The 14,097-nt window shown below is 72.1% G+C and carries 10 protein-coding genes and 2 pseudogenes; 7 read left to right on the forward strand and 5 right to left on the reverse strand.

All coding sequences use genetic code 11. The features are described 5' to 3' along the window. Window positions 1-4 precede the first annotated feature (4 nt). Entirely contained in the window at window positions 5-1,573 is a 1,569-nt protein-coding gene (locus IE239_RS18320) for a hypothetical protein (RefSeq protein WP_190150414.1), read from the reverse strand. Window positions 1,574-1,753: 180 nt separating this feature from the next. Then, entirely contained in the window at window positions 1,754-2,299 is a 546-nt protein-coding gene (locus IE239_RS18325; protein WP_190150415.1) for a hypothetical protein, read from the reverse strand. Between the two features lie 361 nt (window positions 2,300-2,660). On the opposite strand from IE239_RS18325, the pseudogene IE239_RS42165 reads away from it, so the two are divergent. Then, window positions 2,661-2,876: pseudogene (locus IE239_RS42165) on the forward strand (SPFH domain-containing protein); the annotation flags it as partial. Between the two features lie 128 nt (window positions 2,877-3,004). Here IE239_RS42165 and IE239_RS18330 read toward each other — a convergent pair. Then, window positions 3,005-3,652: a dihydrofolate reductase family protein gene (locus IE239_RS18330; RefSeq protein WP_190150479.1), complete on the reverse strand. Its 648-nt coding sequence runs from the start codon at window positions 3,650-3,652 to the stop codon at window positions 3,005-3,007. A 161-nt stretch (window positions 3,653-3,813) separates the two neighbouring features. Here IE239_RS18330 and IE239_RS18335 point away from each other — a divergent pair. From IE239_RS18335 to IE239_RS18350, 4 genes and pseudogenes are all read left to right on the forward strand, one after another. Further along, window positions 3,814-4,023, forward strand: a pseudogene (locus IE239_RS18335) (thioredoxin domain-containing protein); the annotation flags it as partial. A 651-nt stretch (window positions 4,024-4,674) separates the two neighbouring features. Then, complete coding sequence (locus tag IE239_RS18340; RefSeq protein ID WP_190150481.1) at window positions 4,675-4,950, forward strand: DUF6355 family natural product biosynthesis protein; 276 nt, start codon at window positions 4,675-4,677, stop codon at window positions 4,948-4,950. A gap of 262 nt (window positions 4,951-5,212) precedes the next feature. Further along, window positions 5,213-6,181, forward strand: a complete 969-nt coding sequence (locus IE239_RS18345; protein ID WP_190150416.1) for an alpha/beta hydrolase — start codon at window positions 5,213-5,215, stop codon at window positions 6,179-6,181. Between the two features lie 21 nt (window positions 6,182-6,202). After that, a complete protein-coding gene (locus IE239_RS18350) occupies window positions 6,203-6,919 on the forward strand; it encodes an alpha/beta fold hydrolase (RefSeq protein ID WP_190150417.1) in 717 nt (238 codons plus the stop codon). An 89-nt stretch (window positions 6,920-7,008) separates the two neighbouring features. Here IE239_RS18350 and lgoX read toward each other — a convergent pair whose 3' ends face one another. After that, window positions 7,009-9,000, reverse strand: coding sequence for an L-glutamate oxidase LgoX (gene lgoX / locus IE239_RS18355; RefSeq protein WP_190150418.1), 1,992 nt, complete (start codon window positions 8,998-9,000; stop codon window positions 7,009-7,011). 276 nt (window positions 9,001-9,276) lie between these two features. Here lgoX and IE239_RS18360 point away from each other — a divergent pair, with 276 nt between their 5' ends. Together IE239_RS18360 and IE239_RS18365 are read left to right on the forward strand one after the other, a co-directional pair. Continuing rightward, a complete protein-coding gene (locus tag IE239_RS18360) occupies window positions 9,277-11,331 on the forward strand; it encodes a galactose-binding domain-containing protein (protein ID WP_229878167.1) in 2,055 nt (684 codons plus the stop codon). A gap of 34 nt (window positions 11,332-11,365) precedes the next feature. Further along, the gene (locus IE239_RS18365; protein ID WP_190150420.1) at window positions 11,366-12,004 is read left to right on the forward strand and encodes a TetR/AcrR family transcriptional regulator; all 639 of its coding nucleotides are present in this window, start codon (window positions 11,366-11,368) and stop codon (window positions 12,002-12,004) included. Window positions 12,005-12,017: 13 nt separating this feature from the next. Here IE239_RS18365 and IE239_RS18370 read toward each other — a convergent pair whose 3' ends face one another. After that, the gene (locus tag IE239_RS18370; RefSeq protein WP_190150421.1) at window positions 12,018-14,090 is read right to left on the reverse strand and encodes a SpoIIE family protein phosphatase; all 2,073 of its coding nucleotides are present in this window, start codon (window positions 14,088-14,090) and stop codon (window positions 12,018-12,020) included. Window positions 14,091-14,097: the final 7 nt, after the last annotated feature.

The raw sequence follows: 14,097 nt of genomic DNA on the forward strand, positions 1-14,097 counted from the left end.
TTGTTCACAGGCCCGACCCCAGGCGCTGCAGGGTGTAGGCGCATTCCGTGTAGACATAGCCCGACTGCAGCTCGGCCGTGTCCGAGGCGGGCGTGGCGAGACTGTCGCCCATCGGCTTGTGCAGGAAGTACGTGGTGCCGACCGGCAGGCTGATGGTGCGCTGCGGATAGTTCTTTCCGCTGTCGCTGCACGGCTTGAAACTCGGGTTGAGGGTGCTGCCGAAGGGGTACGCCTTGCAGCTGCCGCAGGCCTTGAGGGTGAAACTCCCGGTGACCGGCCCCGTGTAAAGGACGGTGATCTCGTCGGGGCTGTCGTTCTGCACCGTCACCGAGATACTGCCGCCCGAACGGGTGGTCGGCAGGGACTTGCCGGCGGCCGGCACGGTCTGGGCGATCTCCGCCGCTATCGCGATCTTCTTGGCCCGGGCCGCGTTCTTGGCGGTCTTGTGGGCGGTGGCGTAGTCCGTCAGGGTCGTCTGCGCCGCGTCGAAGTCACCGTCCCGGTACTGGTCCACACCGCAGGTGTACGCACCCGCGGCGGCGCTGCCCGCAGCCCGCTGGGAGTCCTTGTCGAGGGCGTCGCCGACGCCGGTGCGCCCGGCCGTCAGACCGTCGATCTGGGTCCCCAGCGTGCGCAGCCGCTCGACCGCCGAGCAGGGCTCCGCGCCGCTCAGGCCCTTCTCCGTGCGGACGACGGCGGCGGCCACGGCCGGCTCGACCTTCCTGGCCTGCCCGGACTCGGGGAAGGCGGTGAGCAACTCGCCGAACTGCGACGTCCAGGTGGCTTCGCCGGCCGTGAGCGCCGCCGACGCGCACTCGTACAGCGAGGTGGCCAGCCGGTCGTCGGGCCAGGACTTCAGCTCCCCGAGGTCTGTCCCCGGCAGGCTCTCGGGAACCGTGCGCAGATACTTCAGAGGCGCTGTCGCCGCGCAGTAGTCGCCCCGTGCGAAGGGTGCGCCGACCGTCGTGTAGAACGTCTTCATCCGTGACGGCACCCGCTCCGCCGCCCGGGAGCCCGGGTGGTCCGCCCGCAGACCGGAGTAGGCCGACAGGGCTCTGTCGTAGTCGGCCCGAGCCGTGCCGAACGGCTTCCCGCCCGCGGCCTCCACCAGCCGGTCGGCCTGGTCGAGCCGGTCGAGGAGCATCTGCTGCGTCGCCTCGTCCCGCGCGCCGTCGTACAGCACGACGCCGCCGGCCGGCGCCACGAGCAGGAGCAGTCCGAGCCCGAGCGCGAGCGGTGCGCGGCGGAGCCCGGCCAGCGGGGTGCGCAGGCCGACGCGCGCGCCGTGCGCCGCCGCCGCGACGAGGAAGGCGACGTACAGGACGAGCGCGAGGGCCGGAACGCCGTCCGGATCGGCCGGCAGCGCCGCGAAGAGCAGGGCGGCGGTGGCGGTCCAGCACAGTGCCATGAGGGCCCACCGGCGCACCAGCGCGTAGCCCAGGCCCAGTCCGCCCAGGTTGAGCACCGCCACCGCGACGGCCCGTACTCCGTCCGCCGGGGCCGGCGGCGGCGCCGTCGGCATGGGCGGAACGTGGATGGTGTGGTCGTATCTGCCGTGCTGGTCCCCCGACATGGCGGCTCCCCCCGGTCAACTGCGCGCGCACATCTACGATTTGTCAGTGTACGTGCGCAGACGGGACGCCGACAGGGGCGGCGGCGCGGCGCCCGGGCGAAAGGCCGGGTGGGCCGAAAGCCGGCCGGGCCGCCACGCGGAGGAGCGTGACGGCCGCGGCTGCTATCGCGTCAGGCATGCTCAGGCCACACCCCCCACCGTCTTCCTGCGGCGCAGGGCGTAGAGGCCGGTGCCGGCGAGGGCGAGCACGCCGAGGCCGCCTGCGGTGACAGAGGGACCGGCGAGGGCGCCGCCGCCGGTGTGCATGCCGCCGTCGGGCTTGTCGTGCTTGCCCTTCCAGCCGCCGGACTCCTCCTTCTCCTCACCGTTCCAGGAGTTCTCGTCCTTGCCGCCCTGCTCCTTCTGCCAGTCCTTGTCCTTGTAGGTCTCGGGGTCGAAGCGGGGGTCCTTGGCGGAGCCGTCGCGGCCGCCGTCCTGGCCGAGGACGGTCAGTGCGCCGCCGCCGGTGTGCATGCCGCCGTGGGGTGCGTCGTGGTCCTCCTTCTCGTCTTTGTCGTGCTTGCCGGACCAGGAGCCGTCGCTCTTGCCGGTGGAGGAGCTGTCCTCCTTGCTGTAGGACGAGCCGTCGTGGTCCCGGCCCCCGTCGGCCGCGTGGGCGCCGGGGGCGCCCACCGCGAGAGCGGCCGTCGCGGCCGCGGTGGCCAGGATCATGCGAGCAGAACGCATCTGATGGTCCTTCCGTCACGACCGGGCAGCCGACACCTCGTCAGCTCACCTGACCCGGTCTGACGTGATCCACCGTCAGTCAGGCCGCGCGCCGCCACCACTCGGGGCGGTCAGCCGGGTGAAAGCGGCCGCCTTACCCGAACGCGGGCCGCCCATTCCCGGTCGCGAAAAGGATCACCCCGAAGGCGTAGGCCGTGTATCGAAAACGCTGTTCGAGGCGCTCATCGGCGGCTGCGGGCGGTGCGGGATGCACGAGCCGGGGGTGGTACGCGACATCCTTTCGGCCGCGGATGTGAACACGTTCGACAGGTCTGCCACGTATCTCTCCACGACCCGCTCCATCAGTCGACCGAGACGGTCGCTGCCCCGGCTCGCGCAGGGTCCGCGGAGCACCTTCTGGGTGATCCCCGGCGAGATGGCCTCGGCGCTCGAGGGCGCCTCCCGGGCCTTCAGCGAGGTTCTGCCCCGGTTCCCGGCCACCCGCGACACATCATCGTCGGACGACCTGGCCGCGCAGACCGCCGGCGACACCGCCCAGGCCGCGGAAGCCGCCGCCGATGCCGTCGCCGACGCGGCGGCGACGGCCTCGGCGGCGGCGCCCTTCCGCCCGACGTCTCCCGCCGACGGCAAGCGACATCTGTTGCCGGCCGGCGGGAACGGCCGCAACCGTTCAGCCGTGCCGAGGTTGCCGGACGGCCCGTCTCGTCATCTGCGCCAGAACAGGTGGTGCGTCACGCCACTCGGGCTGGGCACGACCTCCATGTGGAACCGGTCCAGCAGATCTTCGGGGGAGTCCCACAGGCGCAGCCCGGACCCGAGCTTCACCGGTGCGACGACCACGTGCAGGGCGTCGACGAGATCGGCGTCCAAGAACTCCCGGACGGTGGTCACGCCGCCGCCGAGCCGGACGTCCTTGCCCTGCGCGGCCTCCCGCGCCTGCGCGAGCACGGTGGCAGGGTCGCCGTCCACGAAATGGAACGTGGTGTCGGAGAGCGTGAACGACGGACGCTGGTGATGAGTCAGGACGAACACCGGTGTGCGGAACGGCGGTTCGTCACCCCACCAGCCGCGCCACTCGTGGTCGCGCCACGCGCCGCGCTGGGGTCCGAACTTGTTGCGGCCCATGATCTCGGCACCGATGTTGTGGCTGAAGTCCCGGGTGAAGTAGTCGTCGAGGCCGCGGCTTCCTCCGGGATCGGTGCGGTTGGGCCAGCTCGCCGTGGCGCCCGCCCAGGAGAACAGTTTGCTCGGATCGATGTCGTGGCCGAAAGGCCGTTCCAGGCTCTGGTCCTCCCCGGCGGCGATGCCGTCGCTCGAGACGGTGAAGTTCTGTACGCGCAGCAGCTGATCCACGTGGTCCCTCATGATGTTCCGTCGTTTCCTCGTGTGGGCGATGATGGGTCCTTCATCAGCATGTCGAACGGGATGCGGCTGGATCGACAGCGGCGCTCGAGTTCCTGCAAAGAGTGCCTCGCGTGCCCGCTCACCTGCGCCGTTCGGCCGTAGACCGGGGGGACCGGGTCGTGGGCGGCATCGCCGACGAGTACACGGGCAGCCTGACGGCCGTCCGCACCGACATCACGCGTCGTCCGGCCGCAACGGAGCTGTACGGGATCACCGGAGCCCCGTCCTGCGTTCTGTTGAAGGAGGGAGAGGCGGTGGCGCACGGCACGGGTCCCATGACCGTCGCCGAGATCCGGGAGTTCCTGGACGGCCACCTCTGAGCGGCCACCTCGGACCGCGTCCGGCAGCGTCATGACCGCCGAGCGCGAGCCGTGAGGGTCTCGCTGCCCTGTGCTGGGACCCTGCGGGCCGACGCCGTGGGGCGTCCAGGGGACGTGCCGGCCAGAGCGCAGGCCGGCAGTGCCGGTGCGTCGGCGGCCTGGGGTCCGGCGGGCGGACGCAGCGCCGTGTACAGCAGCACGTAAGCGACTGTGTTCACGGCGCCCACGGCGGCGAAGCGCAGCAACCGGCCGGCCGGTCCTCCTCGCACCGGGTCGGCGGTGCTTCGGCGCAGCCCGGCTGTCGGGAGAGTGCGGTCGAGTCGAATCGCAGGGGAGGGCGGCGGCGCCGGCTCCGCCGTGCTGCTCCGCCCGTTCGCAGGCAACTCCCGCGTGAGCGCGGCCGCGGCGCCCCGGCCACGCCGTCCGCCCACTCCGGGCCGTCGACTCCCGGTCGCGAAAAGGATCACCCCGAAGGCGTAGCGGAGAAACGTTTCGAGGGGTGAAGGGGACGTGACGTCCGATCGTCCGGGCGGGCCCGCGACGATCCTGGTGCAGGCATCCCGGCGATCGGCGGACCCGCGTCTTCCCGGTCCCGGGGCCTGTTCCGATCCCCCTTCCGTGAGGAGTTCAGCTGTGCGTGTTCGTCGTACGATGCTCGGCGCCGTCGGTTCCGCCGCTCTCGTGTTCGCCACCCTGGGCGCCGTGACCCCCGCGGACGCGGCCCCCGCCGCCGCGAATCCCTGCGGCTTCTACGAGACGGGCTCCGACGCCTTCTACAACCACTGCACGTCCGACGGCTCACGGGTGGTCATCAAGATCGAGGTGGCCCACGCGCCCGACACCGAGTGGTGCGTCGGACCGGGCAGGACCTGGCTGGGCTCCGCGGCCAGGATCCAGGGCGCCCACTACACCGGCCGCCTCTGCTGACCGCGCCCGGTCAGCGCTGCTCGGGGTCCGGGACGAAAGCGTCCCGGGCCCCGAGCGGCTGTCCGGCGCGGGGCGTCGCGGGAGGGTCCCCGGCACGGCGCCGGACGCGACCCGCCGCACCCGATCCCCGTGCGCGCCGCCCCGGGCCCTCCACTGTGCGCTGTCGGATCACCGGCCGTGCACGGGTGGGCAAAACGCGGTGGCGTGGCGGATCTAGCGTGGCGGAGCAAGACAGCGCACACCGAGAACAGCAGGAGATGCCATGTCCGACGCCGTCGACCCGGCCACGCCGGTGCTCGAACCGGAGGCCGCGGCGTTCGCCGAGGCGACCGCCAACCCGCCGTACCTCTTCGACCTGCCCCCGGCGGAGGGACGCAAGGCCGTCGACGAGGTCCAGTCCGGCGAGGTCGACCAGCCGGACGTCGACGAGGAGTGGATCACCGTCTCCGGCGGTCCCACGGGCAGCGTCCGCGCCCGCATCGTCAAGCCGGCCGGCGCCGAGGGCGTTCTGCCGGTGATCCTGTACATCCACGGAGCGGGCTGGGTGTTCGGCAACGCCCACACCCACGACCGGCTGGTGCGCGAGCTCGCCGTGGGCGTCGGCGCCGCAGTCGTCTTCCCCGAGTACGACCTCTCGCCCGAGGCCCGTTACCCGGTCGCCATCGAGCAGAACTTCACGGTCGCGCGGTGGATCGTCGAGCAGGGCGCGTCCAAGGGCCTCGACGGCGGACGGCTGGCCGTGGCCGGCGACTCGGTCGGCGGCAACATGGCCGCCGCCCTCACCCTGATGGCCAAGGAACGCGGCGGGGTCCCGCTGGTCCAGCAGGTGCTGTTCTACCCGGTGACCGACGCGAGCTTCGACACCGGCTCCTACCACCAGTTCGCGGAGGGCTACTTCCTGCGCCGCGACGGCATGCAGTGGTTCTGGGACCAGTACACGACCGACGAGGCCGAGCGCGCCCAGATCACCGCCTCCCCGCTGCGCGCCACCACCGAGCAGCTGACGGGCCTGCCTCCGGCGCTGGTCGTCACCGGCGAGGCCGACGTGCTGCGCGACGAGGGCGAGGCCTACGCGAACCAGCTGCGCGCGGCCGGCGTCCCGGTCACCGCGGTGCGCTTCCAGGGCATCATCCACGACTTCGTGATGCTGAACGCGCTGCGCCCGACCCACGCCGCCGAGGCCGCCATCGACCTGGCCGTCGGCACCCTGCGCGACGCCCTGCACGCCTGACCTCAGGAAGAGAGCACACCCATGACCACCACTCCCACCGTCGTCCTCATCCACGGCGCGTTCGCCGACGCGGCCGGCTGGTCCGGCGTCATAGCCGAGCTGCAGGGCCAGGGCGTCCCCGTGATCGCCCCGCCCAACCCGCTGCGCGGCCTCGCCTCCGACGCCGCCTACGTGGCCTCGGTCGCCGCGCAGATCGACGGCCCCGTGATCCTCGTGGGCCACTCCTACGGCGGCGCCCTCATCACCGTGGCCGGCGCCACGGAGAACGTCGTCGGCCTCGTCTACGTCGCTGCCTACGTGCTCGAGGAGGGCGAGAGCCTCGGCGAGCTGCAGGGCCGCTTCCCGCTCTCGCCGCTGGTGAGCAACCTCAAGGAGTGGACGTACCCGGTGCCGGGCGGCGACCCGGCCGTCGAGGTCACCATCGCCGAGGACGCCTTCCCGTCGGTGTTCGCCGCGGACGTGCCCGCGGACGTCACGAGGATCCTCGCCGCGGCGCAGCGCCCCCTGGCCGCCGCCGCGTTCGAGGAGACGGCCGCCGCGGCCGCCTGGAGGACCAAGCCGTCCTGGGCGCTGGTCGCCGGGGCGGACGAGGCGATCAACCCCGAGGTGGAGCGCTTCGGCGCCCAGCGCGCCGGGGCGACGATCGTGGAGCTCGACGGCGCCTCGCACGCGGTGGCCGTGTCCCAGCCGAAGGCCGTCGCGGAGCTGATCCTCGACGCGGTGCGCGCGACGAGCTGACGGGCTGCGCGGCGGCCGCGCGGATGTGACCCCTGTGCACGTCCGCGCGGCCCCGCCGCCGGGTCACCCGGGCGCCAGGAGCACGTCGCTCACGCCCGGTGCGCCTCCCACGCGGCCCGCACCCCCGACTCCAGGGCGCCCTCGATCCACGACGGCTTCACCGAGGTGTGGTCGCCCGCGAAGTGCAGGGGGCCCTCGGGGGAGCGGATGGCGGCCAGCAGCTCCGTGTGCTGGCCCGGGAGCAGCACGGACGCCTCGCCGTAGGCGTACGGATCGCGCAGCCAGCTCTGGGTGCGGCCCACGCCCGTGTAGAACACCTCGACGCGCGGGCCGTAGACCTGTTGCAGTCCGCGCAGGGCGTGCGGATAGCGTGCGTCGTCGTCCAGCGAGTCCCAGCGCGACGCGTCGTCGGCCCAGCTGTAGGAGGCCAGGACGACGCCGCCCTTGCTGCCGGCGACCGGGTGCGACGGGTTGATCATGAACCGGTTGGAGTTGTCGGAGACCGATCCGCCGCCGACGACGTGCGCCGCCTCCGGCTGGTCACGGCCCGCCCACCGGTCGGCCGCGTAGTGCACGCGCTGTCCCGCCGTGATGTGACCGGGCGGCACGGAGGGGTGCGCGCCCAGCAGGCTCCCGTCGGCCGGCGTCTTCCCGTCCCGGTACTCCTCGTACAGCCCGGGCCTCAGCGCGTCGAGTTCACGCTTCCAGTCCGCTTCCGTGAACTCCCACCAGCGGCGGCTGAACTCCAGCAGCACCTTGGTCGCGCTGTCGTAGTGCAGCTCCGCGACGGCCCGCCGCTTCTTGTACGACATCAAGGGGCTGATCTGCACCTGCCGCAGCCCCGAGAACGGGACGGTGACGATCGCGAGGTCGGCGGTGAACTGCTCGCGCACCACCTTGCCGTCGCGCCCCTCCGAGACGGTGTCGATCCATACGTGCGGCCCGTCGGCACGCACCCGTGCGCCGCCGTCACCGCCCTGCCGGTCCGGCGACCAGTACTCGATGTGCGTCACCCGCCGGTCCAGCCGCACCACGTCGGCCACCTCCTTCAGCAGCGCGTCCGGGAGGGTGGCCGTGCCGCCGACCAGCTCCCAGAACTCGGTGTCCGGGCTGATCAGGGAGGCGCTGATGAAGCTGTGGATGAAGGACAGCGGAAGCCGTGAGGTGAGGTTCTCCAGGGTGCCGACCAGGTCGACGGTCCGCTCGTCCAGGCCCGCCTCCTCGGTCAGGAACCGGTACATCGACCAGTTCCCGAACCGCTGCACGACCCGCGCCCACCCCTGCACCCGTTCCGGCAGCGGCTTGTCCACCCGCCTGCCGTCGGGGCCGCGGGTGCTGAACTCGTCGCGTACCGGGTCCAGCGCCTCGCGCAGGATGGTCGAGGAGGGGGTGTCCCAGTACGCGCGGGGCACGCCGAAGGAGCGGTTGATCCGGCGCGGCGACCTCGCGTACGCGGAGCGGCGCACCCGGACGCCGTTGACGTGCAGCCAGGCGTTGTTGACGGGCTTGCCGTCCGCGTCGACGTCCACGAGGTGGAACCGGCGCTTCTCCAGGCCGAGTCGGCCGATGAGACTCATGACCAGCGGATGGCTGCCGGGGATCCGCATCGCCCCGGCCTCCGCGTACTGGCGCGTGTCGGCGAACGCCTGCGCCGCCTGCTCGTGACCGCCGGTGCGGAAGGTCTTGATGCGGCCGCCGACCCGGTTGCCGTTGGCCTCCACGAGCGTGACCCGGTGCCCGGCCCGCTTCAGCAGCCAGGCGGCCACCAGCCCGGCCGGTCCGGCGCCGATCACGAGCACCTTCTTCGGGGCGCTCGTCCCGGCCCGGGGGAGTCCGTCGGCGAGGATCTTCTCGTACCGGGGCACCAGCGGCCGGTCGTTCTCGTCCACCACCAGCAGCGCCCGCGCGACCGCCAGGCAGGTCGCCCGGTCGGCGGCCGGCCCGGCCGGCCGGGCCGGCCGCGGGGAGAGGGCCTCGGCGGGCGCGGCGACCGTGAGAGCGGCGGTGGCCGAGGCCGTGGCCGCGGCGAACCGCCGTCGGGAGATCCCGCCGGGGTCGACAGAAGCTTGCGTGTTGTCCATATGTCAGGGATAGGGGCAGTTCGGGGGAGCCGAGGGCCACTCCCGAAGATCATCACCTGAACGTGTGGGCGCGCCGGCCGGCCCCGTGCAACCGGTGTACGGGCGCCGGGGGTTTGGGCCCGGCCCCCGCAGTTATCAGGTCAAGCGTCCCGGACTCTTGACTCGGAACGGAGTCTGTCGCGATCCTCGTCCCACCATCTTGCGCTGGTCATGACAAATACAGGGTCGGGACGCCCTGGTCGACCGCGCCCTCACCCCGACCGAAGGACGTGGGCCGTGACCGAACGCCCCTACCGCAGACGCCGGGACGCCACCGTCGTCTCGCTCCTCCTCCTCGTGATCGCGGCGGTTCTCGGCCCCACGCCGAGCTCGGCGGCCGGCTCGGACTGGTGGACGCCGACGGCCAGGCCGAACCCCGACTCGCAGATCGGCGTCACCGGAGAGCCGTTCACCGGGACCGACTCCGCAGGGGACGTACGCGGTTTCGTCGACGCCCACAACCACCTGTTCTCCAACGAGGCCTTCGGCGGGCGGCTGATCTGCGGCAAGGTCTTCTCCGAGGCCGGCGTCGCCGACGCGCTCAAGGACTGTCCGGAGCACTACCCCGACGGCACCCTCGCGATCTTCGACTACATCACCCACGGCGGCGACGGCAAGCACGACCCTGCGGGCTGGCCGACGTTCAAGGACTGGCCCGCCTACGACTCCATGACCCACCAGGCGAACTACTACGCCTGGGTCGAGCGGGCCTGGCGCGGCGGACAGCGGGTGCTCGTCAACGACCTCGTCACCAACGGCATGATCTGCTCCGTCTACCCCTTCAAGGACCGCAGTTGTGACGAGATGACCTCGATCCGGCTGCAGGCGAAGCTCGCCTACGACCTCCAGGCCTACGTCGACAAGCAGTACGGCGGCGCAGGAAAGGGCTGGTTCCGCATCGTCCTCGACAGCGCACAGGCCCGTGACGTCGTCGAGCAGGGCAAGCTGGCCGTCGTCCTCGGCGTCGAGACCTCGGAGCCGTTCGGCTGCAAGCAGATCCTCGACATCGCGCAGTGCAGCAAGTCCGACATCGACAAGGGACTGGACGAGCTGTACGCGCTGGGCGTGCGCAGCATGTTCCTCTGCCACAAGTTCGACAACGCGCTGTGCGGCGTCCGCTTCGACGAGGGCGGCCTCGGAACGGCCATCAACGTCGGGCAGTTCCTGTCGACGGGCACCTTCTGGCAGACCGAGAAGTGCACCGGTCCACAGCACGACAACCCCATCGGCACCGCACCCTCCACGGCGGAGTCGGACCTGCCCGCGGGCACCCGGGTCCCCTCGTACGACGCGAACGCGCAGTGCAACACCCGCGGCCTCACCGCGCTCGGCGAGTACGCGGCGCGCGGCATGATGAAACGCAAGATGATGCTGGAGATCGACCACATGAGCGTCAAGGCCGTCGGCCGTGTGCTCGACATCCTCCAGGCCGCGTCCTACCCCGGCGTCATCTCCTCGCACAGCTGGATGGACCTCGACTGGACCGAGCGGGTCTACGCCCTCGGCGGCTTCGTGGCCCAGTACATGCACGGCTCGCAGGGGTTCGTCGCGGAGGCCCAGCGCACCAAGGCGCTGCGTGACAAGTACGGCGTGGGCTACGGCTACGGCACCGACTTCAACGGCATCGGCGACCACCCCGCCCCGCGCGGCGCCGACGCCGCCGACAAGGTGACCTACCCGTTCCGCAGCGCCGACGGCGGCTCGGTGATCGACAGGCTGACGACCGGCTCGCGCACCTTCGACGTCAACACCGACGGCGCCGCGCACGTCGGCATGATCCCGGACTGGGTCGAGGACATCCGGCGCGTCGGCGGCCAGGACGTGGTGAAGGACCTCCTGCGGGGCGCCGAGTCCTACCTCGGCACCTGGGGCGCCTCCGAGCGGCACCAGGCGGGCGTCAACCTCGCCAAGGGGGCCGCGGCGACGGCCAGTTCGTCCGAGTCCAACCCGTTCACCAGCTACCAGCCGGGCCGGGCAGTGGACGGCGACACGGGCACCCGCTGGGCCAGCGACTGGAGCGACGACCAGTGGCTGAGCATCGACCTGGGCGCCACCGGCCTCGTCAGGCGCGTCAACCTCGACTGGGAGCGCGCCTACGGCAAGGCGTACCGCATCGAGCTCTCCACCGACGGGACGAACTGGCAGACCGCCTGGTCCACCACGTCCGGCGACGGCGGCCTGGACACGGCCTCCTTCACCGGAACCCCGGCGCGCTACGTCCGGGTGCACGGTCTGAGCCGCGGCACCGACTGGGGATACTCGCTGCACGAGGTCGGCGTCTACAGCAGTTGACGGCCGCCGCCGGACGAACGCGAAGGACACGCTCATGGCACGGATGCCGTCGGCCGAACGGCGCCGTCAGCTGACCGAAGCGGCGATCAGGGTCATGACCCGGGACGGCGTCGCCAAGACGACGACCCGGGCGATCGCCGCGGAGGCGGGCGTGTCCCTCAGCGTCTTCCACTACTGCTTCGAGTCCAAGCAGGCACTGGTGGAGTCCGTCATCACGACCATCGGCGACCACTACGTGACGGTCGTCAAGGAGGCGCTGCGGCCCAGGGAGACCCTGGAGGACACCGTCCGGGCCGGCTTCCAGGCGTACTGGGACCACGTCCGCGCCCATCCCGACGAGCACATGCTGACCTACGAACTCACCCAGTACGCCCTGCGCAGGCCGGGGTTCGAGCACCTGGCGCGCCGTCAGCACGAGATGTACGGCGAGGCCTACAGCGACCTCATCGAACAGCTCCGCCGCGGCATGGACCTCCGCCTGCGCGTTCCCGTCACCGTGCTGGCCCGCTACCTGGCCGCCATGACCGACGGTCTCACCCTCAACTACCTCGTGCTCGGCGACCGGGCGGCCTGGACGGGCGTCCTGGACACGGTCACCGCCCACGTCGCCTCCCTCGTGACGGACGACGTGCCGGCCGCCGCACCGGAGCCGCCGGACCGGGCGCCCCGGTAGGGGGCCGGCTCCCTCAGGCAACGGTGGTCCGGGCCACGAGCAGGGCGACGTCGTCGTGGTCCTCGGGGTGGCGCAGGCCGTACAGCAGAAGGTCGCAGATCTCCTCCAGAGGGCGGTCCGGCTCGTCCAGGAAGCTCAGCAGCGCCTCCAGCCGGTCGTCGATGGAATGGTGCCGGGTCTCGACGAGGCCGTCCGTGTAGAGAACCAGCAGGTCGCCCGGGGCGAGTTCGGTCGTGGTGGCCTCGAAGGGCACTCCACCGACGCCCAGCGGGGCCCCGGTGGGCAGTTCGAGCAGCCGGGGGCGTCGGCCGGGGCGGGCCAGCGCGGGCGGCATGTGCCCGGCGTTGGCCACCAGGCACTGCCCGGTGCGGGGGTCGAACACGGCGTACAGACACGTGACGATGTAGTGCTCCAGATCGCAGGTGATCTTGTCCAGGTGCTGGAGCACGGCGCCGGGCGGCAGATCGAGGTCCGCATAGGCGCAGGTGGCGGTGCGCAGCCGGCCCATGGTGGCGGCCGCGTCGATGCCGTTGCCCATCACGTCGCCGACGACCAGCGCCGTCTTGTCCTCGGTCAGCGGGATGACGTCGTACCAGTCGCCGCCCACCTCGCTGGTGGCCTGGGCGGGCTGGTAGCGGGAGGCCAGTTCGAGGCCGGTGTGCCGGGGCGCGTGGTCGGGCAGCAGACTGCGCTGGAGGGTGAGCGCGGTGTTGCGCACGCTCTGGAACCAGCGGGCGTTGTCGATGGCCACGGCGGCCCGCCCGGCCAGCTCGGTGGCCAGGATGACGTCGTCCTCGTCGAACGGCAGCGGGTTGCGGGTGCGTTTGAGGTCGAGGGCGCCGAGCACCTCGCCGTGCGCGATCAGGGGCACCGCGAGATACGAGTGGACGCCGGCCCGGGCCAGCAGCGCGCCCGCCTCCGCGTCCCGCGCGATGCGGGGCAGGTCGCGGTCGCCGACGTGCCGCACCAGGACCGGGCGGGCGGTGTGCACGCACAGGGTGACCAGCCGGTCCCCGTCATAGGCCGCGAGGTCGCCCGGCGCGTCGGCGGCGCGCATCGCCGGGGTGACGTGGCCCGCCTTGAGGGCGAGGGCGCGGAACAGCTCCGGGCCGTTGTCCGGCCGGCGCGCACGACGGCAGGCCAGGGCGGAGTCGAGGACGTCCACGGCGACCACGTCGGCCAGCCTGGGCACGGCGATCTCGGCCAGCTCGTGAGCGGTCCGCTCCACCTCCAGAGTGGTCCCGACCTGTGTCGAGGCCTCCGCGATGAGGGCCAGGCGGCGACGGGCCCGGTCCGCCTCGGCGGCCGCACGGTGCCGTTCGGTCACGTCGACCACCGAGGCGGCCGCGCCCAGCACCCGCCCGCCGGGGTCCTCCAGCCGGTAGAACGACAGGGACCAGGCGTGCTCGTGGTCGGGGTCGGTCGGCGGGCGCCCCACGTGGTACTGGTCGAGCAGCGGGGTGCCGGTGGTGAGCACCTGGCGCAGTGCGGACTCGATGGTGTCGACGTCGGGCAGCAGCAGGGTCTCCCCGAGCAGGCGGCCGACATGGTCCTCGGCGGGGACGCCGTCGATCGTCGCCAGAGCCGGGTTCACCAGGAGGTACCGCAGATCGGGGTCGAGCAGGGCCAGCCCGATCGGGGACTGGTTGATCAGCCGCTCGCACAGCGCCAGGTCGGTCTCCACGCGCTGCAGCAGGGTGTGGTCGGCCGCGATGCCCAGGGCGTAGACGTCCCCGAGATCGTCCTGCAGCCGCATGTTGCGGAACTCCATCAGACGCGTGCTGCCGTCCTTGTGCCGGATGGGGAACGCGCCGGCCCAGCTCCGGCCGGTCTCCAGCACCTCCGCGAACAGCTTCGCCACGGCCTTGAGGTGCTCGGGGTGGATGAACAGCCGGGCCGCGTACCTTCCCAGCGCCTCCTGGGCTGTGTAGCCGATGAGATCCTCCGCCTGCGGGGTCCAGAACACGATGCGGCCGTCGGCGTCGACGACCATCGCGGAGACGCTCAGCACGTCGAGCAGCCCGGTGGGCGGGGGCGTCTCGGGGCGGTACGGGTCGCCGTCGGAGCGAACGGGGTCGGATGTCATCGGATCC

Origin of the sequence: Streptomyces humidus (genome assembly GCF_014649655.1) — a bacterium.
GTDB classification, from domain to species: domain Bacteria; phylum Actinomycetota; class Actinomycetes; order Streptomycetales; family Streptomycetaceae; genus Streptomyces; species Streptomyces humidus.

Coding starts and splice junctions, on each gene's coding strand:
- IE239_RS18320 (WP_190150414.1), bottom strand. CDS start 1,573: ATGTCGGGGGACCAGCACGGCAGATACGACCACACCATCCACGTTCCG.
- IE239_RS18325 (WP_190150415.1), bottom strand. CDS start 2,299: ATGCGTTCTGCTCGCATGATCCTGGCCACCGCGGCCGCGACGGCCGCT.
- IE239_RS18340 (WP_190150481.1), top strand. CDS start 4,675: ATGCTCGGCGCCGTCGGTTCCGCCGCTCTCGTGTTCGCCACCCTGGGC.
- IE239_RS18345 (WP_190150416.1), top strand. CDS start 5,213: ATGTCCGACGCCGTCGACCCGGCCACGCCGGTGCTCGAACCGGAGGCC.
- IE239_RS18350 (WP_190150417.1), top strand. CDS start 6,203: ATGACCACCACTCCCACCGTCGTCCTCATCCACGGCGCGTTCGCCGAC.
- lgoX (WP_190150418.1), bottom strand. CDS start 9,000: ATGGACAACACGCAAGCTTCTGTCGACCCCGGCGGGATCTCCCGACGG.
- IE239_RS18365 (WP_190150420.1), top strand. CDS start 11,366: ATGGCACGGATGCCGTCGGCCGAACGGCGCCGTCAGCTGACCGAAGCG.
- IE239_RS18370 (WP_190150421.1), bottom strand. CDS start 14,090: ATGACATCCGACCCCGTTCGCTCCGACGGCGACCCGTACCGCCCCGAG.